This window comes from Stenotrophomonas sp. AS1, from assembly GCF_048957655.1.
GTDB lineage: Bacteria > Pseudomonadota > Gammaproteobacteria > Xanthomonadales > Xanthomonadaceae > Stenotrophomonas > Stenotrophomonas bentonitica_A.
On record NZ_JARVXM010000003.1, the window covers coordinates 612,139 to 633,048 of the forward strand.

Consider the following 20,910-nt stretch of genomic DNA (forward strand, 5'->3'; position numbering starts at 1 on the left):
TCGGCGGAAACAAAAGGAACGTCCCCGTCGGCTGGGACCCGGTCGATTCTCCACGATCCGCGCCGGGCTGCGTAGTGGCAATTTCGATGAATGGGCGGCAATGCCGCCCATTCCGGTCAGGCATGGCCGCCCACGGAGGGTGTTTCCGCTTCCTGGCGGGCCAGTTCGCGCGCCACGGCTTCCGGCGAACGCGTGTACGGGGCCAGCAGCGAATAGAACGCCGGCACCACGAACAGCGACAGGAACGTGGACACGGTCACGCCGAAGATCACCACCACGCCGATCGTGCCGCGGCTGGCCGAACCGGGGCCACCGGCCACCACCAGCGGGATCGCACCGACCACGGTGGCGATGGAGGTCATCAGGATCGGACGCAGGCGGACCATGGCCGATTCGACGATGGCCTGGTGGACGTTGCGGCCTTCATCGCGCAGCTGGTTGGCGAACTCCACGATCAGGATGCCGTTCTTGGCCGCCAGGCCGACCAGCATCACGATGCCGATCTGGCTGAACAGATTGATCGTGCCGCCGCTGACATACAGCCCCAGCAGCGCGCCGAGCACGCCCAGCGGCACGGTCAACATGATCACCAGCGGATGGATGAAGCTCTCGAACTGCGCGGCCAGCACCAGGAACACCACCAGCAGGGCCATGGCGAAGGTCAGCAGCACGGCGCTGCCGGCGTTCTGGTACTCGCGTGATTCGCCCTTCCAGCTGATCTGCGCGTGCTGCGGCAGCTCTTCGCTGGCCACCTGCTGGGCCCAGGCAATGGCTTCACCCAGCGGATAACCCGGGGCCAGGCCGGCATTGATGGTGATCGAGCGCAGCCGGTTGAAGCGGTTGAGGCTGCCGGCCTCGGCCACTTCGCTGAGCGTGACCAGGTTGGACAGTGGCACCAGTTCGCCGCCACTGGCGCGCACGCGGATCGCGGCCAGATCCGACGGCGAGGCGCGGCCTTCGCGACCGGCCTGGACCAGCACGTCGTACTCCTCGCCGTTGTCGACGAAGGTGGTGACGCGGCGCGAGCCCATCATGGTTTCCAGCGCGCTGCCGATCGCGGTGACCGACACGCCCAGATCGGCCGCACGCTGGCGGTCGATGTTCACGCGCATCTGCGGGCGGGTTTCCTTGTAGTCCGAATCCGTGCCGACCAGGCCGGGGTTGTCGGCCATGCGCAGCAGCATGCGATCACGCCACTGCGCGATTTCCGCGTATTCCGGGCCACCGAGCACGATCTGGAACGGCTGCCCCTGGCTGCGGACCAGGCCGCCACCGACCTGGGTGCGCACGCGCACGCCACGCAGATCATTGAGGTGGGTCTGCAGTTCGGCGGCCACGTCCGGGGTGGAGACATCGCGCTGCCGCCACGGCTGCAGGAACACGCTGATGCGGCCGGTATGCATTTCTTCGCTGGAGCCCCAGCCACCGGGAACGCGCGGGTTGGCACGCACGATCGGCTCGTCCTCGCCGACGAAACCGGAGACGATCTTCTCGACCTGCTGGACCTGGCCGACGGTGTAGTCGAAGCCGGCGCCTTCCGGGCCGTCGATCATGATCTGGAACGAGCCGCGGTCTTCGGCCGGGGCCAGTTCGGAGGGCAGCACCTTGAGCAGCAGCGCGCTGGCCAGCAACGAGAGGATCATCACCACGATGTAGACCCAGGTGCGGGTCACGTGCGCTTCCAGGAAGCGGCCGTACGCGCCCGACAGGCGATCCAGGTTGCGGTTGATGACACCGTGCAGGCCCTTCGGCGCCTGGCCGGTGTGCGGCTTGAGCAGCTTGGAGGCCATCATCGGGGTGAGCGTCAGCGAGACGAACGCGGACAACGCCACCGCCGCGGCCAGCGCGACGGCCAGCTCACGGAACAGGCGGCCGGTGTTGCCTTCCAGGAAGCCGACCGGCAGGAACACCGCGACCAGCACGGCGGTGGTGGCGATCACCGCGAACGCCACCTGGGTGGTACCGCGTTTGGAGGCGACCAGCGGCGGCTCGCCCAGATCGATGCGGCGCTGGACGTTTTCCACGACCACGATGGCGTCATCCACCACCAGGCCGATACACAGCACCAGCGCGAGCAGGGTCAGCAGGTTGATCGAGAAACCGAAGGCATACAGGGCGATGAAGGCGGCGATCAGACAGACCGGCACCGTGACTGCGGGAATCAAGGCGGCACGGAAACTGCCCAGGAACAGCCAGATCACCGCCAGCACCAGCAGCATCGCTTCGACCAGCGTCGCATACACGCGATCGACAGCCGCCTCGATGAAGGTGGTGTTGTCGAAGGCGACGAAGATGCGCGTACCTTCCGGCAGCGTGCTGCTGATCCGGTCGGCTTCGGCGCGCGCTTCGCGGGCGACATCCAGCGCGTTGGCGGTGGAGGTCTTGACGATGCCCAGGCCGATGTTGGGCTCGCCGTTGCTTCGGTAGTAGGCGCGGCGCTCGGAGGAGGCCAGTTCGATCTTGGCCACATCGCCCATGCGCACCACGTAGCCGTCGGCGCCCTTGCCGAGCGGGATACCGGCGAAGTCTTCGGGTTTGACGTAGTTGCGCTCCACGCGCAGGGTGAAATCGCGGTCGGTGGATTCGATGCGGCCGGCGGGCAGCTCGACGTTCTCGTTGCGCAGCGCGGTTTCCACATCGCCCACGGTCAAGCCACGCGCGGCGAGCTGGTCGCGGTCCAGCCAGATCCGCATCGCATAGCGCTGGCGGCCACCGATGCGCACCTGGGCCACGCCATCCAGGCTGGAGAAGCGATCGACGATGTAGCGGTCGGCGTAATCGCTCAGCTCCAGCGTATCCATCGAGGTCGAGCTCATGTTGAGCCAGATGATGGGATCGGCGTCGCTCTCGACCTTGGCGATTTCCGGCGGCCGGGCCTCTTCGGGCATGCGGTCGGCCACGCGGCTGACCGCATCGCGCACGTCGTTGGCGGCCGCTTCGATATCGCGGTTGGAGGTGAATTCGATGCTGACCTGCGAGCGCCCGTTGGAGCTGCGCGCGTTGATGGTATCGATGCCTTCGATGCCGGCCAGGGCATCTTCCAGCACCTGGGTGATGCGGCTTTCGATGACGGCCGCCGAGGCACCGGTGTAATCGACCGAGACCGAGACGATCGGCGGATCGATCGCCGGCAGTTCGCGCAGGGTCAGGCGGGTGAACGACATGAAGCCCAGCACCACCAGCAGCAGGCTCATCACCACGGCGAAGACCGGCCGCTGGATGGAAATATCGGAAAGCTTCATCCGGCGGTGTCCGGTTCAGCGGTGGCAGCGGCGGCCGGCGCGGCCGGTGCCGCCTCTTCGGCCTGGATCTTCAGGCCCGGGCGCAGCTTGCCGGTGCCGTCCACGACGATGCGGTCACCGGCGGCGAGACCATCGCGGATTTCGACCACGCCGCTGCGGCGCGCGCCGGCGGTGATGTCCACGCGCTCCACCACCTGGTCCGGTTTGACCCGGAACACATACGAATCGCGCCCGACCTGCACCACGGCGATTTCAGGAATCACCAGCGCCTGGCGCTCGGGGCGGAACATGCGCACATCCAGCAGCATGCCCGGGCGCAGGGCGTGGTCGGCGTTGATGAAATCGGCGCGCACGGTCACCGCACGCGTGCCCGGATCCACGCGGGTATCGATGGTGGCGACCTGGCCTTCAAAGTTGCGGCCCGGGTAGGCCACGCTGGTCGCGTTGACCTTGTCGCCGGTGCTCAGCGAGGCCAGCTCGGCTTCGGGCACCTGGAAGTCCACGTGCATGCGCTCGATGTCGTCCAGCGTGGTGATCGCGGTGCTGGGCGTGACCAGCGAACCGGCGCTGACCTGGCGGATGCCCAGCACGCCGGCGAAGGGCGCGCGCACGCGGCGATCACCGATATCCGACTGCATCTCACGCACACGTGCATCGGCGGCATCGCGGATGGCGCGCTGCGTATCCAGGGTGGAGCTGGCCACCAGCTGCTGGGCGGCGAGTTCGCGCTGGCGCTTGTACAGCTGGTCCGCTTCCAGGAAGGTGGCCTGGGCCTGCAGCAGCGCGGCTTCCTGGGCCTGCCCGCGCAGGGTCACCAGCGGCGTACCGGCACTGACCTGCTGCCCGCTTTCGAAGTGCACCGTCTCGATGATTTCGCTCACCTTGGCGGTGACCGTGACCGATTCGCGCGCCTTGGCCGTGCCCAGTGCCTGCAGGGTGTCGCTCCATGCCGAGGTCTGCACCACCTGGGTGGTGACCGGTACGGCGTCTGCCTGCCGGCGAGCGGCCTCGTCTTTGCTGCCACACCCAGCCAACGCGACCAGAGTGATGCCAGCGGCGAAGCGCGCTGCGATGCGTCCCAACATGTAATCCATTCCCGGTTGTTTCTCGACCGCCGAGTGTATAGAGGGGTCGAGCCGGGGCATATGTGCCAAGCGTTTACCGGCCTCTTCACATCCGCTGGTGACGGGCGAAAGCCTTTCCGTGCTGGGGCCTGCACCGGATGTATCGCCATGTATCGACGCATGTCGAAATGCGCGGGCGGCGCCGGGTGGTCGCGCCCGGCAGCGGCAGAGGCCGGGCGGGAGGCTTGGCCCCCGCCCGGCCGTGAGGCTCAGTAACGATAGTTCACTTTCAGCCAGGCGGTGCGGCCGGGCTCGTTGATGCGCACCGGATCGGCCGGGAAGCCGAAATCGGCGCTGCCGGCCAGGTTCAGGTGCTCGCTGTAGGTGCGGTCGAACAGGTTGTCCACGCCGGCACTGACCAGCAGCGCCGCGTTGACCCGGTAGCTGGCGTTCAAGGCCAGGGTGGCGAAGCCGGCGCTGGGGCCCAGATCGCGGGCGACCACGTTGCCCTGCCCGGCTGCCACACGCCCCTGGCGGGACACGGCACGCGCCAGCGCCCCCACGCTCCAGCGCTCGCCTTCCCAGGCCGTGCTGAACCGGGCTTCCAGCGGCGGCATCTGCGGCAGCGCGCCGCCGTCGCTGCGGTTCTCGCCCCAGGCGTAGGCCAGTGTGCCGCCGAGCTTCCACTGCCGGGCCAGCTGCCATTCCGCACCCGCCTCAGCACCGGCGATGCGCGCGTCGACGTTGGTGGCCTGGCTGGTGCTGCCCATCATGCCGCCGTCGCGGTAGGTGAACAGGATGTAGTCCTGGAGGCGCCCGGCATACGCCGAGACCCAGGCGTTGAGGCGATCGGTGCGGTACTGCAGGCCCACATCGAGCTGGGTGGTCTTCTCCGGCTGCACACCGGTGAAGGCATTGATCGCGCCCACCGGGCCGAGATCCGGCGAGAACAGTTCCCAGTAGTCGGGCATGCGCTCGCTATGGCCGATCCCGGCGTACCAGGTCAACGCGGGCGCGATGTCGCGCTCGAACCGGACGAAGCCGCTGCCCAGGTTCTCGCGACGGGTCTGCCCGGCGGTCGGATTGGGCATCGCCATCATGCCGGCGGTGGCGCGCTCGTCCTTCACTTCGGCGCGGTCGATGCGCAGGCCACCAACCCAGCGTTGCGCGGTGCCCTCGCCCAGGGTGATCTCGGTGAACGCCCCGAGGTTCTCCAAGCGTGCGTCGGTACGCCACGGCTGCTGGCGGTACACGTTGCGACCCATCGCGTTGCGGCTGCGATGACGGCTGTCCTGCGCATCCACGCCGGCCACGATGGCGATGTCCTGCCAGCGCCATTCCGAAGCGATACGGCCACCGGCGGTGCGGCGATCAACGTTGGAGGCCATCGGCATCGGCATGCTGCTGGCCGGGTTCGGCGTGCGCAGCGTGTAGTTGTCCATCACGTGGTCGGCGTCGTTGTAGTACAGGTTGGCCTGCAGCTTGTCCCACGCACCGGGCAGGTTGTCCTTCTCGAAGCGGGCGGCGTAGCTGGTGCGCTTGAACGCGGCACCGTCCATGCCGCGGCCGGCGTAGCGCGCGATCGCATCGCCGGTGCCGGCCGACAGCTCCAGCACGGTATCGGCATCGGGCGTCCAGCCGACCGCGACATCGCTGTTCCACTTGCGCCACCTGGAGGGCACCACATCGCCGTTGCCGTCCTTGTAGTCATCCGATTCGGAGCGGTTGCCGTTGACGCGCACATAGCCCGGCGATGCGCCGGCGGTGAGATCGAGCACCTGGTCGTTGCGGTTGCGCGAGCCGACCAGCGCACTGGCGTTGATGTCCATGCCCGGTTGATCGAAACGTGGCGTGTCGCGTTCGAAGCGCACTGTCCCGGCCGAGGCACCGGCGCCCCAGCGCACGCTCTGCGGCCCCTTGATGATGGTCAGCCGGTCGAAGGTTTCCGGGGCGATGTAGGACAGCGGGTTGTCCATCCGCGAGGGACACGCGCCGATCAGGTTGCCCTCGTTGCTGACGATGTTCAGGCGCGAGCCGAACATGCCGCGCAACACCGGATCGCCGTTGGTGCCGCCGTTGCGGACCGCGGCGAAGCCGGGAACCGTCTTCAGGTAATCGGCGCCATCGCTGGCCGGCACCGGCTGCCGCGGCAGGCGCGGATCGGTGACCCAGTGCAGCGGTGAGGACGGTGCGGTGGCGGTGACCACCAGCGTATCGAGGGTGCGGGCATCGTCATTGGCCGCATGCAGCGGCAGCGCGACCAGGGCCAGCGACAGGGAAACAGACAGGCGCGTCAGTGCGCCCGCGCTGCGGGAAGAAACCGTCATGGTGGAACTCCAGAAAAACACGCAGGCACGCGCCGCCATCACGGCGACACGGGCAGGAAGGGCGGTGGTTTCAGGAGAGTGCGGGCGGGCCGCGCGCGGCGTGGGCCGGCCAGCGCAGGCTGCGAGGCGTGGGGACCGCGCGCAGCACGCGCGGTGCGATCACCGGCATCGCCGGCAACAGCAGGATCAGCACCGCCAGCCACGGCATCAGCCGCGAGGCCATCATGCAGTACTCGCAGGCGTCGCCATGCCCGGCATGCTCGCTCATCGGTGGCGACGATGCGGGGGTGTCGTGGGCGCTTGGCAGGGCGTGCGTCGGCATGGGCTGCATCGCCATGTCATGGCGCGCCATCTCGTGCTGCTGCATGTCGTGGTGGTGCATGTCGTGGTGGTGCACGTCGCGCTGCGCGATGTCGTGCTGCATGCCGTGCCCCGCGTGCGCATCCGGCGGCGCAGGCAGCGCGTGGGTCATGCCGGTCGGCATCAGCATCACCGGCGCCTCAGCGTGCGCCTGCTGCCAGCGGCTGAGCAGCGGCGCCAGCGCCATCAGCAGCGTCGCCACGAAGGCAAGCTGCAGAAAAACGGCATACGGGCGACGGCGGACGTTCACCCCGTCATGGTAGCGCCCGACCGTGGGCCGGGCAGCCCGAAACCCTGCGACCAACCGTCGCAGTGGCCTTTTCGAAGCACCCCACCGAACCCCTCAACCCTCTGGAGAAAAGCCCCCTTCTGTTGAAGGGGGCGCGCCAACGGCGCGCGGTAAAGGGGGAATGCGCGGGCGGACCATCACCGTCGTCAGACGGTGATGGTCTGCGTCAGCGATTCCCAGGTGGGCGGCAGCGGCCAGTTGGCCTCCTGGTTGCCGTCGATCACCCGGCGCAGGTCGCGGGTGTCGATCTGCGGGGCCAGCACGTGCACCAGCTCCAGCGCGTAGTCGCGCAGTACGCGGTCGCGCGGCAGCACTGCCCAGGCGATGCACTCGTCGATCGGGGCCGGGGCCGGCCAGGCGCGCAGGTCTTCATCGCTGGCGTTGACCGCCATTTCCGCGAGCAGGCCCACGCCCAGCCCGGTACGCACATAGGTCTTGATCAGGTCCGCATCGAGCGCGGTCAGCGCGATATCCGGGGTCAGCCCGGCGCTGGCGAAGGCGCGCTGGAGCGAGGAGCTCCCGCGGGTGGAGGATTCGTAGCTGATCAGCGGATGGCTGGCGAGCGCCTGCAGATCCGGCGCGGCACCTGGGCGGTCCAGCGCGTGCCCACGTGGCACCAGCACCAGCCGGCGCCAGCGGTACAGCGGAATGGCCAGGCCGGCAGTGGGCTCACCACCGGCGGTGCTGATGATGGCGATGTCCGCATCGCCCTGGCTGAGCAGGTCCAGCGCATCGCTTTCGGCGGCCTGCTGCAGGTGCACGCTGACCTGCGGGTAGGCCTGCTTGATCCGCGCCACCGCCGGCGGCAGCACGAAGCGCGCCTGGGTATGGGTGGTGGTGAGCACCAGCTGGCCCTGGCTCTCGCGGCGCTGGTTGGCCGCATAGGTCCGGATATTGTTCGCTTCGCCGAGGACGGCGCGGGCGCGGCCGATCACTTCCACCCCGGCCGGGGTCACCGCTTCCAGGCTGCGGCCCTTGCGTACGAACAGCAGAAAGCCCAGTTCATCCTCCAGCTGCTTGAGCTGCTTGGACAGGCCGGGCTGGGTGGCGTGCACACGGGACGCCGCCAGCGTGATGTTCAGCTCGGCGTCGGCGATGGCGACCAGATAGCGAAGTTGGGTCAGCGTCATGGGCGGGCGATACGGCGCATGGAGAGGGGGCCATCCGACTGTAGGGCAAATGCCGTCACCAGCTTATAACCAAACGTTGTTTAAGAAGGTAATCAGGTCATTTCGCGCGGTCATATGCCGGCGGTACGGTCTGACCGACCCCGGCCCGGCCGCGAGCGGGCGCCCTGCGCCGCCACTGGCCCGAGCCTCCCCCTGCCGCTCGGCCTCCCGGGCGGCAACGACTTTTCCGGAGCATCCCCATGGCCCTGTACGACTCCATCCTGGACACCATCGGCAACACCCCGGTGGTGCGCCTGCACCGTCTCGCCCCCGAGCACGTCACCCTGTATGCCAAGGTCGAGTCGTTCAACCCCGGCGGCTCGGTCAAGGACCGGCTGGCGCTGGCGATCATTCTCGACGCCGAGGCCAAGGGCCTGCTCAAGCCGGGCGACACCATCGTGGAGGCGACCTCGGGCAACACCGGCGTGGCCCTGGCCATGGTGGCCGCCGCGCGCGGCTACAAGTTCGTGGCCACCATGGTGGAGACCTTCTCCATCGAGCGCCGCAAGCTGATGCGCGCCTATGGCGCCAAGGTGATCCTGACCCCGGCCGCCGAGCGCGGCTCGGGCATGGTGCGCCGGGCGAAGGAACTGGCCGAGGAACATGGCTGGTTCCTGGCCAGCCAGTTCGCCAACCCGGCCAACCCGGCCTATCACCGCAACACGACCGCCCCGGAAATCCTGCGCGATTTCGCCGGCAAGCGGCTGGATTACTTCGTGACCGGCTGGGGCACCGGTGGCACCCTGACCGGGGTCGGCGAGGTGCTCAAGGTCGCCCGCCCGGAAACCCGCATCGTCGCCACCGAGCCCGAAGGCGCCGCCCTGCTCAAGGGCGATGAGTGGAAGCCGCACAAGATCCAGGGCTGGACCCCGGACTTCGTGCCGGAGGTGCTCAACCGCGGCGTCTACGACGAACTGCTGACCATCGACGATGCACGGGCGATCGAGACCTCGCGCCGGCTGGCGGCCGAGGAAGGCATTTTCGTCGGCATCTCGGCCGGCGCCACCGTTGCCAGCGCGCTGGACATCGCGGCCAAGGCCGCGCCGGGGTCGGTGATCCTGGCGATGCTGCCCGACACCGGCGAGCGCTACTTCTCCACCCCGCTGTTTGCCGATATCAATGAAGGCTCCGACGACGACTGGCTGGCCGGTCTGCCCTGATCCCGCCGTTGGTCCGGAAGAACGCAACGCCCGCCCTGACCGGCGGGCGTTTTGCATGCGGCGCTTCATCTGCGGTGAAGCGATCCGGCGGCATCGTGTGAAGGTCAGCCAGCGCTCGGGCGGGTCGCACTGCCTGAGACGATGATGACGCAGCCTAGATGTCCTGCCGGGTACCGTGCAGGTCAGGCACGTCATTCCGTTGTATGGACCCGGTAACAGTGAGTAAGGAGCGGTACGCATGAAGATCGAAGTGTGGCAGGGCGACATCACGACCCTGGCGGTGGATGCGATCGTCAATGCGGCCAACGAATCCCTGCTGGGCGGCGGCGGCGTGGACGGCGCGATCCATCGCGCGGCCGGCCCGCAGCTGCTCGACGCCTGCCGTGCCCTGCCGGAGATCCGCCCGGGCATGCGCTGCCCGACCGGCGAGGTCCGCCAGACACCGGCCTTCAATCTGCCGGCAAAGCATGTGTTCCACACCGTCGGCCCGGTCTGGCAGGACGGCCTACGCGATGAGCCGGCGCTGCTGGCCAACTGTTATTGGAAGTCGCTGCAGCTGGCCGAGAAGCTGGACGTGGAATCGATCGCGTTCCCGGCCATCAGCTGCGGGGTGTTCGGCTATCCACTGCACCAGGCTGCGCACATCGCCGCCACCGAGACCCTGACCTGGCAGCGCTCGCACCGCCAGCCGCGCCGGATCATCCTGGTGGCCTACAACGCGGCGACGTTCAAGGCGTACCAGTCGGCGCTGGCTGCACTGGGGCAGCCGGTGGAACCCTCGACCTCGGCGATCTTCGCGCCGCTGGCGTTGGGGCTGCCGCCGGCGGCGGCGCACTGACACCTTCGCCCACGCCATAGACCCACTGGGCGAAGAACGGCTGCAATGAGCGGCCGGCCGCTGCTTCCATCGCCCGCTGGAAATCGACGGTCACCACCGAGCGTCCATCGTTGGCCTGCGTGTAGTCATGGATGCCGCGCCAGAACGCGGCCTCGCCCATTTCCACGCGCAGCAGGTGCAGGACGTAGGCGCCCTTCTGGTACACGACCGCGCGGTCATCGCCGCTCGGCGCGCTCCAGTCGGCATACACCAGCGCGTGATCCGCCCCCTTGGCACGCAGCGCCTCCAGCCGCGTGCGCCAGATCGTCACCTGCGCCTGGTAGGCCGCCTCTCCCTGCGCGTGCTGGAGGTAGGCGGCGGTCATGAAGTTGGCCATGCCCTCGTTGAGCCAGAAATGCTCCCAGCCGGCGCAGGTCACCCGGTTGCCCCACCACTGATGCGCGGCTTCGTGTGCCATCAAGGCGGTCTGGGTGGGATCCTCCAGCAGTTGCTGGCCATAGCGCTCGGACATCAGCGACAACCCGGCCATCTCCTGTCCGATCGTGCGGGCCACCAGCGCCTGCTGGTAGTCGCCGCGATACGGCAGGCCGGCGCGGTCGGCGAAGAAGTCGAGCATCTCGCCCGTAGCGGTGAACACGCGCTGCAGCTGCTCGGGCGACCGCTGCATGGACAGGAACCGCAAGCCGGTCGCGCCATGGCGCTGCGTCGCTTCCTGATAGCGGCCGGCCGTGAAGCCATAGACATACCCCGGCATCGGCGTCTTGAGCTGCCAGCGATGTTCGATGCGCCCATCGGGAAGCGTGCGTACCGGCAGCGCGCGACCGGTGCCGGCGGCCAACAGGCCCGCCGGCAGGGTCACGGACAGGTCCAGCGTGGCGCGCTCGTCGGGGGCATCCACCGAGGGCATCCACTGGCTGGTCGAGAAAATCGTGTAGACCTCATCGCGCTCGGGCGCGAATTCCAGGCCATACGGCGGTTCGCCGTGATAGTGGATCGTCACGCTGGCGGTGGCTTCCCGTGCGAGTGGTTCGGCCAGCGTGATCCGCACCTTTGCCGCGTGCTGCTCGAAGTCCAGCGCGCGATCCCCCTGCATCACGGCCGTCACTTTGAGCGAACCGCTGTCCAGGGTCACTGCGCGCAGTTCCTGCTCGGCTCTGAACCGCAGCGTCTGCTGCCCGGTGACGCGCTTGTTGGCGATGTCGGGCACCAGCGCGACGTCGTAATGCAGTACATCAAAGCCGCGCGGCGCCACTGCGTACGCTGGTGCGCTCCCCAGCAGCCATGGCACTACGCACAGCGAGACACAGAGACGTACGACCATGGGATCCATCCACGCGAAGATGGATCGCATCGTGCCAGACCACGCGTGCATGTGCGCACCACTGGCCCGCCCAAACAAAAACGCCGGCACAAGGCCGGCGTTTTCGTTGACGGTGGTCAGGCGTGAATCAGCCGTTCCACTTGCCCAGGGCGGCCTGGCCGTTTTCCTTGGCGCGATCGTAGATCGTCTGCTGCGCCTTGGCGACGTTGGCCTTGGTGTCCTTGGCCCACAGCTTCAGCGCGGCCTGCTGCATCGCGCGGCCGTAGGAGAAGCTCAGCGGCCACGGCAGGTTGCCCATCTGGTTCATGGCGTTCAGATGCGCGGTGGACTGCTCATCGCTCTGGCCACCAGACAGGAACACCACGCCCGGCAGGATCGCCGGCACGGTGCTCTTGAGGCACATCACGGTCGACTCGGCCACTTCCTCGACGTCGGCCTGCTCTTCGCAGCCCTTGCCGGAGATGACCATCGAGGCCTTCAGGATGGTGCCTTCCAGCAGCACGTTCTGCTGGTACAGCGCGTCGAACAGCGAACGCAGGGTGGCTTCGGTGACTTCGTAGCAGGTCTCGATGTCGTGGTCGCCGTCCATGATCACTTCCGGCTCGACCATCGGCACCAGGCCACATTCCTGGCACAGCGCGGCGTAACGGGCCAGCGCGTGGGCGTTGGACTCGATGCAGGTGCCCGAGGGGATGCTCTCACCGATGTTGATGACCGCACGCCACTTGGCGAAGCGCGCACCCAGCTTGTAGTACTCCTGCAGGCGCTCGCGCAGGCCGTCCAGGCCTTCGGTGACCAGCTCGCCCGGGCAACCGGCCAGGGCATGGGCGCCCTTGTCGACCTTGATGCCCGGGATGATGCCCTGGGCGGCCATGTACTTGGCGAACGGGACGCCGTCCTTGGTGGACTGACGGATGGTCTCGTCGTACAGGATCGCGCCGGAGATGTGCTCGTTCAGCTTGGGCGTGGTGAGCAGCAGTTCGCGGTAGGCGCGACGGTTCTCCTCGGTGTTCTCCAGGCCGACGCTGGCGAAGCGCTTGCCGATGGTGCCGGTGGATTCGTCGATCGCGATGATGCCCTTGCCCGGGGCGACCATGGCCTGTGCGGTTTCAGCCAGCTGTTCGATGCTCATGTACTTCCTGTGGCGGGTGCGGGAAAACGCCAATTATAGACCCCGCCTCCCGTGAACTGACCGTCCACGGAATCTGGAAACGATTCCATCTGAAACGACGAACCCGCGCGGCCGTAAAGCCACGCGGGTCCGGGTGTTGCGCGGGGGGTCGGTTAAAGCTCGCCCAGGCCGCTGGCACGGCCGTCTTCGCCCACTTCCAGCAGGCGCAGCGTGTTGGTGGCGCCATGGGTTTCCATGTGTTCGCCACTGGTGAAGACCACGCGGTCGCCGCCCTGCAGCTGGTTCGCTTCGAACAGCAGGCGGATGCTGCCGCGTGCGGCTTCGCGCGGGGTCAGGCCGCGGCTGTCGAAGTTGATCGGGAACACATCGCGCATCAGCGCCATCTGGCGGCGCGCGCCATCATGGCGGGTCACCGCGAACACCGGGGCCGAGGCACGGAAGCGCGACAGGTAACGCGCGGTGCCACCGGATTCGGTCATCGCCACGATCGCGCGCACGCCCACGTGCTGGGACAGGAACATGGTGGCCATGGCGATCGCCTGGTCGGCGCGTTCCAGGTTGCGCGGCGAGGCGCCGAAGTCCGTCTCGGTCTGGAACTGGCGTTCGGCACCCAGGCAGATGCGGGCCATCGCTTCGACCGCCTTGACCGGATACATGCCGGCGGCGGTTTCGGCCGACAGCATCACCGCATCGGTACCGTCGATGACCGAGTTGGCCACGTCCAGCACTTCGGCGCGGGTCGGGATCGGGCTTTCCACCATCGACTGCAGCATCTGGGTGGCGGTGATCACCACCTTGTTCTGCGCCAGCGAGGCCTTGATGATCTTCTTCTGCAGGCCCGGGAGTTCGGCATCGCCGATTTCCACGCCCAGATCACCACGCGCCACCATCACCACGTCACTGGCGTCGACGATCTCTTCCAGGTTGTCGATCGCTTCGGTGCGCTCGATCTTGGAGACCAGCGCGGCGTAGCAGCCGTGCGACTCGGCGATCTCGCGCGCATCGTTCATGTCCTGCGCGTTGCGGCAGAACGAGACGGCGATGAAGTCCACGCCGATCTTGGCCACGATGCCGATCAGTTCTTTGTCACGCTCGGTCAGCGCGCCCAGCGACAGGCCACCGCCCTGCTTGTTCAGGCCCTTGCGGTCGGACAGCACGCCATCGTTGAGCACGGTGTTGATGATGCGCTCGCCCTGCACTTCGGTGACCTGCAGCTGCATCAGGCCATCGTCGAGCAGCAGGATGTCACCGGCGGTCACGTCCTGCGGCAGGCCCAGGTAGCTCACGCCGACCTGGGTGGTGTCGCCGGCCGGCGCATTCGGCGAGGCGACCAGGTCGAAGCGGTCACCGGCCTTGAGCTTGATCTTGCCTTCGGCGAAACGCTCGATGCGGATCTTCGGGCCCGGCAGGTCGGCCAGGATGCCCACTTCCACGCCCACGCGGGCGGCCGCGGCACGCACATCGGCGGCGCGCTTGGCCTGGCCGGACGGGTCACCGTGGCTGAAGTTGAGGCGAACCACGTTCACGCCGGCGCGGAAGAGATCCTCCAGCACGCCCGGCGGGTCGGTGGCCGGTCCGAGGGTGGCGAGGATCTTGGTGCGACGCTGACGCTCAATCATGGTTAATGGGCTCCCGTTAAAGGAGCGAAATTAGCACACCCTTCACGTCCCATGAATACGTTTACAGCATTGGCGCAGTTGGGTTTCGCTGTTGTCCTGCAGACAGCGCGAGACGACCGGGCGGACAGCGCATTGGCTGCCCGCCGGCCAGCGCCAGCCCCGGCGGGGCTTTGCGCAGGACATGCGGCGGCGTACGGGACGCCGCCGGGTGCCTCAATCGATCAGCGTGAGCAGCTCATCGGGGGCCTGCGCCAGGTGCGCCGCACCGGCCGCCGTGAGTTCTTCGGCACCGCCAAAGCCCCACAACACACCGATATTGCGCAAGCCGTGATGACGCGCGCCTTCGATATCCATGCGCCGGTCGCCGATCATCCAGCACTGGGCCGGGGTCAACGACAGCCGGTGCAGGGCCTCGGCGACCAGCTGCGGCTTCTCGCTGCGGCTGCCGTCCGGGGTGGCCCCGATCACGTCCTCGAAGCAGTCGCCGAACGGCAGGTGCTCGACGATGCGCCGCGCGTGCGGCTCGTTCTTGGCGGTGACGATCGCCAGCCGGTGGCCGCGATCCTTCAACGCCTGCACGACCTGGCCGATCCGCGGGTAGACCTCATGCTCGCGCCAGCCGACCACGTCGAAGCGCTCGCGGTAGTACGTCACCGCCTGCTCGACCTGGGCCGGGTCAGTGAACAACGGCGCGAAGCTGGTCCGCAGCGACGGCCCGATCCAGCGCCGCAGCTCGGCCTGCGGCGGGACCGGCTGGCCCATCTGCGTGAGCGCATGCGCCACGCACTGGGTGATCCCGACGGCCGAATCGATCAGCGTGCCGTCGAGGTCGAAGAACAGCACATCGCGGCTCACGAGCCGCGGGCCTCCAGCGCGGCGACGGCCGGCAGGGTCTTGCCTTCCAGGAACTCCAGGAAGGCGCCGCCACCAGTGGAGATGTAGCTCACCTCGCCCGCGATGTCGTACTTGTCCACTGCGGCCAGGGTGTCGCCACCGCCCGCGATCGAGAACGCCGGCGAGGCGGCGATGGCACGGGCCAGCGCTTCGGTGCCATGGCTGAAGGCCTCGAACTCGAACACGCCGACCGGGCCGTTCCAGACCACGGTGCCGGCCTTGGCGATCAGGCCCGCATAGTGCTGGGCGGTATCCGGGCCGATATCCAGGATCAGGTCATCCTCGGCCACGTCGGCGACGGCCTTCACCGTGGCTTCGGCGTCAGGCAGGAACTGCTTGGCCACGACCACGTCGGTCGGCAGCGGGATGTCGGCGCCACGCGCCTTGGCATCGGCCACGATCTTCTTTGCGGTGTCCAGCAGGTCCGGCTCATACAGCGACTTGCCGACCGAATGACCGGCGGCCGCGATGAAGGTGTTGGCGATGCCGCCGCCGACGATCAGCTGGTCGACCTTGCCGACCAGGCTGGAGAGCAGCTCCAGCTTGGTGCTGACCTTGCTGCCGGCCACGATCGCCAGCAGCGGCTGGGCCGGGGCAAGCAGCGCCTTGGCCAGCGCGTCCAGTTCGGCCATCAGCAGCGGGCCGCCGGCAGCGACCGGAGCGAAGCGGATCACGCCATGGGTGGAGGCCTGTGCACGGTGCGCGGTGCCGAAGGCATCCATCACGAACACATCGCAGAGCGCGGCGTACTTCTTCGCCAGCGCTTCATCGTCCTTGCCCTCGCCCACATTCATGCGGCAGTTTTCCAGCAGCACGATCGAGCCCGGCGCGACCTGCACGCCGTCCACCCAATCGCGCACCAGCGGTACCTCGACACCCAGCAGCTGCGACAGGCGCAGCGCCACCGGCGCCAGGGATTCGGCCTCGCTCCACACGCCTTCCTTGGGACGCCCCAGGTGCGAGGTCACCATCACGGCAGCGCCCTTCTCCAGGGCCAGCTTCAGCGTCGGCAGCGAGGCGGTGATGCGCTGCTCGGAGGTGATCTGGCCGTTGTCGATCGGCACGTTCAGATCCTGGCGGATCAGCACGCGCTTGCCGGAGAGATCGAGGTCGGTCATGCGAACAATGGACATAAGCAACTCTTTGGCTCTGAAGAAGGAAAGGCGCCGCGCGGCGCAGACCGTCATTGTCCCGGCTGGCGCGGTGCATCGCAAATCCAGTGAGAAAGGCGCAGTGGCGAGTGTTGGTCGTCGCGCGCGGACAGGCCGTACCGACCAACGATCGGTACCTACCCGTTCCGGTGTGGCTGGCGCAGCAGGCTGAGCGCGAACCCGCCGACGATCAGCACGCCGATCACCAGCAGGGCCCACAGCAGCCACTGCTTCCAGTCGCGCTGCGGTGCCAGCGCAGCATCGCCGGCGAGCACTTCCGGTGCGCCGTGCACGGTGGCCTGTGCCGGCTGCCACTGCGCGCCATGCTGTTGGCGCAGTTGGGCGATCACGGTGGCGACCGGCGCATCCTGGCGCTCGGCGCGCACGCTGCCGGCGGCCACCGTATACGGCGGCTCGCCCTGGCTGAGGAACACCAGCGTTTCAGGCTGGTAACCGAGCTTGAGCGTTGGCGCCGGCATCGACTGCGGCTGGCCCGCGATCAGTTTCCAGTAACGATCGCGCGTGCTGCGCGTCAGCGGCTGGGTCTGGGATTGGCGGCGGTCGGCGGCGTCCTGCAGCTGATAGGCCACCCACGGGCCTGCGCGCACCTGCCATGGCTGGTCGGCGTCATCGCGGCTCAACAGCGTCCACTGCACCACGCTGTTGTCGGCGGTGGCGATGTCGGCCTGCGCGATCGGGAAGCGCCCATCGAGTTGATATTCAAACTCGCCCGGCTTGCCGGCGGTACCGCTCAACGATTGCCAGCGCCATGCGATCGCCTGCGCGGTCGGCACCAGCTCGGCCTGCACGGTGGACAGCGCCGGCAACGCATCCGCGCCGATCGGCAGGATCCGGAAATACCTGGCCTGGCGCGCGATCTCGATGCGGCGCTGCTGCAGGCGGCGGCCTTCGTGCTGCAGGTCGACCAGCGGCACATCGTCGGCGATGCGCAGCCAGTCGCGCAGGTCGTTGCTCATTTCCACCCGCACGCGCGCCTGCAGGGGCGCCTGGGCCTGCCAATCCAGGCGCAGTGCCTGCACCCCGGTCTTGAGCGCACTGGCATCGATCAGCCAGCCCGCCGGTTGCCCGGCCGCCCCACCCCGCCCCAGGCGCGCTTCCACCCGGCGCACGCTGCCATCGGTGTTGCGCTCGGTGAGCAACTGCAGGTCATCGCCGGAGGTGCCCGCCATGGGGGGCAGCGGGAACCAGGACAGCGTCTGCCATTGCGGTGCCTGGGCCAGCGGCTGGTCGGCCGCCAGCAGGGCCGAGGGCAGTGCCTGACCTTGTGCATTGAACACCTGCACATCGGCCAGGCGTGGCGACACCGCGGTGCGGTACACCCCGTCGTCCAGCGTCAACCGATATGCACCGGCCTGGGGTTGCGCGAGCTGCAGCGGCCATTGCTGGCGGTACGCCTGGCGGTCATCGGCCGTCTGCGCCAGCGCCGGCAGTGCGAATGCGGCAAGGAGGATCAGCGGGCGGAAGGTCTTCAAGGGTGCGACTCCACGGCAGGGTCCGCCGCGCGGGGCGGCGCCGGTGCCAGATAGCCCACGACCGTGCACAGCAGGCCGTAGGCGATGAAGGAAGAAATGCCGAGCAGGTTGCCCAGGTGCTGCCGGTCGATCAGCACCAGCTTGGCCAGCACCACGCCCATCAGCACCGCACCGACCAGCCACAGCGCGCGCTGCCCGCGGCGCGAGCCCCATACCCAGCTGATCACGCCGAGCACGCTCCACACCACGGTCAGGCTGGTCTGGGCCAGGGTGGAGGACCACAGGCGTTCGTTCCACGGCACCCCGCCCCAGTGATGCACGGCATGCAGGGTGATGCTGGTCAGCGCGACGAAGCCGGCAATGGCCAGCAGCGGAATGCGGAGGGCGCGCAGGCCGTCGGGCGCGTGCGCGGACCACAGCCAGCGCGCGGCCAGCACCAGCACCGCCAGCTGCGCCAGCTCCACCGGGTTGAGCAGTGGCAGCCACGGCAACGGCGCGGCGCCGGCCGGAACCAGCAACAGGCCGGCCCAGCTCACGCCCAGCACGGCGAACAAGGTGATCTGCAGCGGCGTACGCATCGGGTCGAAGCGCTCGCCCAGCGGCACCGTCAGCCAGCGCCAGCGCAACAACGCGACCGCCGTGACCAGCAGCCACGGCAGCAGCATCAGGGCCAGGCCCCAGCCCTGCGCCAGCGCGAAGCGATCGGCCAGCCACAGGCTGGCCAGCGACACGACCGACGGCCACAGCAGCCACCACAGGAACTGCGCCGCCAGCGAGGTGCGGTCGTCGCCCCCGCGCAGGCACCACAGGCTGCGCACGCCCAGCAGCGCGAACACCGCCCAGGCCAGCGCGCCATAGCCAGCGAACGGTTGGTCATGTACATCGGCCTGCCACAGCGCCAACGGGAAGGCGGCCAGCACCATCGCCAGCGTGGTCAGCACCAGCGCACGCGCCGGCCAGCGGCGATGCATCTCGGCGGCCAGCCAACCGGTCACGGCTGCGGCGATCAGCAGCGCATCGGGCTCGGTGCGGTGGGTGACGAAGCGCAGGATCTCGTGACTGAGGCTGCCCAGCCACCACAGCAGGCCCCACAGGTAGTACACGATGGCCGGCGCTTCGCGCTGCGCGCGGCGGTAGCTGAAGGCCGCCGCAAAACCGGCCAGCGCCAGCAGCAAGCCACTCATGAAGGTCGGGTTGGCGATGGCGGTGGCATCCAGGTGCCAGTAGTCCGCGCCCACGACGAAGCCGAACGCGGCCCCCAGGGTCAGCACTGCCCCGGTGACCTGTGGCAGCCAGCGTTGCTGGCGCAGGCCCAGCCAGGCCAGCGCGGCACCTTCCAGTGCGAACACACTGGCGGTGGCGCGTGCAGACAGCGCCAGCGGCACCGCCAACGTGGCGAAGCCGACCGCGAGTACCGCGTGTGACTGGCCGAGCGCAGCGTAGCGCTCACGCTTGATCAACGCCCACGCCAGGCCTGCATACAACGCAGCCAGTGCCAGCGAACACAACGCCAGCAGCAGGCGGTCGTCATGCAGCAGGCCGGCCTGTAGCGAGAAGGCGATCAGCGGCGTGCCGAACACCAGGCTGCCATCGATCAGGTCGCGCTTTTCCGCACTCTGCCGGCGCGCATAGAGGATCGGGATCAGCAGATAGAAGGCGAAGAACAGCAGCAGGAACGGCTCGGTGCTGGCGAACTTGTCGGCGCTGTACTGGAGCACGCCCCAGGCCGTCCCGATGCCGAAGGTGAAGGCGAAACCGAGCAGGTTCAGGGCGCGCCACGGGCGCCACCAGGCAATCGCCAGGATCGCTGCATTGAGCACGGCGTAATACGAGAACAGCGCGACATGGTTGCCGCTGCCGGTGGACAGCCAGATCGGCGCCATGAAGCCGGCCAGGATGCCGAGCACGGCCAGCGTGCGCGAGTTCTGCACCACCGCCAGCACGCCCATGCCGGCGATCAGCAACACGCTGAGCACGAAAGCGGGCGCGGCAGGCATCAGGTCATAGCGTTTGAACGCGGCGAAAATGGTCAGCAACAGGATGCCGATCGCCCCGCCCTGCAATGCCAGCGCGAACATGCGCCGGGTATCGCGCTGCACCCAGCCGAACACCAGCCCGGCCAGCGCCGCCACGGCGATGGCGGCCAGGCGCAGCTCGATCGGTGCATTCAACCAGCCCTGGTCGCTGGCGTACTTGAGTAGTGCGGCCACGCCGGCCAGCAGCACCAGCATGCCGATCTTGACCGGCACATTGCCTTCGGTGAACCACTGTTTGAGGGTGCCGACGAGCCGCTCGCCGATGCCGGGGCCTTGCGGTTCGGGCGGGGCGACCGGCTGCGCGGGGGGAGGCGGCAATGGCGGTGGTTGCGCCACGTCGATCACCGGTTCGATCCTCGGCTCCAGCGCCTCGGCGGCCGTCGTGGAGTCAGGTGCAGAGGTGGCCCTCGCGGCGCCGACGGTGTCGACCGATGCCAGGTCGGTCCAGTGCAGCGACGTTTCCCGCTCCGCCGGCGCCGGCGCCGGCGCCGGCGCAGCCTCCCAGGCGGCCCCGGCGGCGCGCTGCTCCAGCGCGGCGACGCGTCGGCGCAGCCCGGCGATCATCACCAGCGCCACGATCAGCAGCAGCGGGATCGCCAGCAGTACCAGCACCAGCAGGACAATCAGAGCTTCCATTCCAGGCCATCCTCAAGAGGTCGCCACGGCTGTACCCGGTAGGTACAGTGCCGGCGGCACGCGGGCCATGCTAATGGATCGGCGGCAGGCGCGGGATCAACGCCCCGCAGCGCCTGCCTGAAACGACAGACCCCGGCACGGGGCCGGGGTCTGTGGAATGACGCAGGGGACGCGCTGGC

General features: G+C 68.4%; 14 protein-coding genes. 2 read left to right on the top strand and 12 right to left on the bottom strand.

The annotated features are described in order from the left end of the window. Positions 1–116 precede the first annotated feature (116 nt). The 5 genes from PV764_RS06935 to PV764_RS06955 form a co-directional block, all read right to left on the bottom strand. Complete coding sequence (locus PV764_RS06935) at positions 117–3,242, bottom strand: efflux RND transporter permease subunit (protein WP_019183917.1); 3,126 nt, start codon at positions 3,240–3,242, stop codon at positions 117–119. Further along, positions 3,239–4,327 (bottom strand): efflux RND transporter periplasmic adaptor subunit, encoded by a 1,089-nt coding sequence (locus PV764_RS06940; RefSeq protein ID WP_421116354.1) that lies wholly within the window; start codon positions 4,325–4,327, stop codon positions 3,239–3,241. The genes PV764_RS06935 and PV764_RS06940 overlap by 4 nt, the downstream gene beginning before the upstream one ends. Positions 4,328–4,575: 248 nt before the next feature. Then, positions 4,576–6,633, bottom strand: coding sequence for a TonB-dependent copper receptor (locus PV764_RS06945; RefSeq protein ID WP_421116355.1), 2,058 nt, complete (start codon positions 6,631–6,633; stop codon positions 4,576–4,578). Positions 6,634–6,703: 70 nt separating this feature from the next. Beyond that, positions 6,704–7,180: a hypothetical protein gene (locus PV764_RS06950; RefSeq protein ID WP_421116377.1), complete on the bottom strand. Its 477-nt coding sequence runs from the start codon at positions 7,178–7,180 to the stop codon at positions 6,704–6,706. 248 nt (positions 7,181–7,428) lie between these two features. Beyond that, a complete protein-coding gene (locus PV764_RS06955) occupies positions 7,429–8,412 on the bottom strand; it encodes a LysR family transcriptional regulator (RefSeq protein WP_019183912.1) in 984 nt (327 codons plus the stop codon). Positions 8,413–8,651: 239 nt separating this feature from the next. On the opposite strand from PV764_RS06955, the gene cysK reads away from it, so the two are divergent. Both cysK and PV764_RS06965 read left to right on the top strand, forming a co-directional pair. Beyond that, complete coding sequence (gene cysK, locus PV764_RS06960; RefSeq protein WP_019183911.1) at positions 8,652–9,611, top strand: cysteine synthase A; 960 nt, start codon at positions 8,652–8,654, stop codon at positions 9,609–9,611. A gap of 238 nt (positions 9,612–9,849) precedes the next feature. Further along, positions 9,850–10,449 carry an O-acetyl-ADP-ribose deacetylase gene (locus PV764_RS06965; RefSeq protein ID WP_019183910.1) on the top strand — a complete coding sequence of 200 codons (600 nt, stop codon included), beginning with the start codon at positions 9,850–9,852 and terminating at the stop codon, positions 10,447–10,449. Here PV764_RS06965 and PV764_RS06970 read toward each other — a convergent pair. The 7 genes from PV764_RS06970 to PV764_RS07000 all read right to left on the bottom strand — a co-directional run bounded on the left by PV764_RS06970 (position 10,340) and on the right by PV764_RS07000 (position 20,731). Then, positions 10,340–11,770 carry a M1 family metallopeptidase gene (locus tag PV764_RS06970; protein ID WP_421116356.1) on the bottom strand — a complete coding sequence of 477 codons (1,431 nt, stop codon included), beginning with the start codon at positions 11,768–11,770 and terminating at the stop codon, positions 10,340–10,342. The two genes, PV764_RS06965 and PV764_RS06970, sit on opposite strands and share 110 nt — an antisense overlap. A gap of 127 nt (positions 11,771–11,897) precedes the next feature. Further along, positions 11,898–12,902, bottom strand: a complete 1,005-nt coding sequence (locus tag PV764_RS06975) for a class I fructose-bisphosphate aldolase (protein ID WP_019183908.1) — start codon at positions 12,900–12,902, stop codon at positions 11,898–11,900. A gap of 152 nt (positions 12,903–13,054) precedes the next feature. Beyond that, complete coding sequence (pyk, locus tag PV764_RS06980; RefSeq protein ID WP_019183907.1) at positions 13,055–14,521, bottom strand: pyruvate kinase; 1,467 nt, start codon at positions 14,519–14,521, stop codon at positions 13,055–13,057. A gap of 213 nt (positions 14,522–14,734) precedes the next feature. Then, positions 14,735–15,376 carry an HAD-IA family hydrolase gene (locus PV764_RS06985; protein WP_019183906.1) on the bottom strand — a complete coding sequence of 214 codons (642 nt, stop codon included), beginning with the start codon at positions 15,374–15,376 and terminating at the stop codon, positions 14,735–14,737. Further along, positions 15,373–16,548: a phosphoglycerate kinase gene (locus tag PV764_RS06990; RefSeq protein WP_019183905.1), complete on the bottom strand. Its 1,176-nt coding sequence runs from the start codon at positions 16,546–16,548 to the stop codon at positions 15,373–15,375. Before PV764_RS06990 ends, PV764_RS06985 begins: the two co-directional genes overlap by 4 nt. A gap of 155 nt (positions 16,549–16,703) precedes the next feature. After that, positions 16,704–18,059 (bottom strand): DUF3999 domain-containing protein, encoded by a 1,356-nt coding sequence (locus PV764_RS06995; protein WP_046273179.1) that lies wholly within the window; start codon positions 18,057–18,059, stop codon positions 16,704–16,706. Continuing rightward, positions 18,056–20,731: a DUF2339 domain-containing protein gene (locus PV764_RS07000; RefSeq protein WP_421116357.1), complete on the bottom strand. Its 2,676-nt coding sequence runs from the start codon at positions 20,729–20,731 to the stop codon at positions 18,056–18,058. Before PV764_RS07000 ends, PV764_RS06995 begins: the two co-directional genes overlap by 4 nt. Positions 20,732–20,910 lie beyond the last annotated feature (179 nt).

Bases quoted from the DNA above. Each gene is read 5' to 3' on its own strand.
- cysK (WP_019183911.1), top strand. From the start codon at position 8,652: ATGGCCCTGTACGACTCCATCCTGGACACCATCGGCAACACCCCGGTG.
- PV764_RS06940 (WP_421116354.1), bottom strand. From the start codon at position 4,327: ATGTTGGGACGCATCGCAGCGCGCTTCGCCGCTGGCATCACTCTGGTC.
- PV764_RS07000 (WP_421116357.1), bottom strand. From the start codon at position 20,731: ATGGAAGCTCTGATTGTCCTGCTGGTGCTGGTACTGCTGGCGATCCCG.
- PV764_RS06945 (WP_421116355.1), bottom strand. From the start codon at position 6,633: ATGACGGTTTCTTCCCGCAGCGCGGGCGCACTGACGCGCCTGTCTGTT.
- PV764_RS06970 (WP_421116356.1), bottom strand. From the start codon at position 11,770: ATGGTCGTACGTCTCTGTGTCTCGCTGTGCGTAGTGCCATGGCTGCTG.
- PV764_RS06950 (WP_421116377.1), bottom strand. From the start codon at position 7,180: ATGGCGCTGGCGCCGCTGCTCAGCCGCTGGCAGCAGGCGCACGCTGAG.
- PV764_RS06965 (WP_019183910.1), top strand. From the start codon at position 9,850: ATGAAGATCGAAGTGTGGCAGGGCGACATCACGACCCTGGCGGTGGAT.
- PV764_RS06975 (WP_019183908.1), bottom strand. From the start codon at position 12,902: ATGAGCATCGAACAGCTGGCTGAAACCGCACAGGCCATGGTCGCCCCG.
- PV764_RS06935 (WP_019183917.1), bottom strand. From the start codon at position 3,242: ATGAAGCTTTCCGATATTTCCATCCAGCGGCCGGTCTTCGCCGTGGTG.
- PV764_RS06955 (WP_019183912.1), bottom strand. From the start codon at position 8,412: ATGACGCTGACCCAACTTCGCTATCTGGTCGCCATCGCCGACGCCGAG.
- pyk (WP_019183907.1), bottom strand. From the start codon at position 14,521: ATGATTGAGCGTCAGCGTCGCACCAAGATCCTCGCCACCCTCGGACCG.
- PV764_RS06990 (WP_019183905.1), bottom strand. From the start codon at position 16,548: ATGTCCATTGTTCGCATGACCGACCTCGATCTCTCCGGCAAGCGCGTG.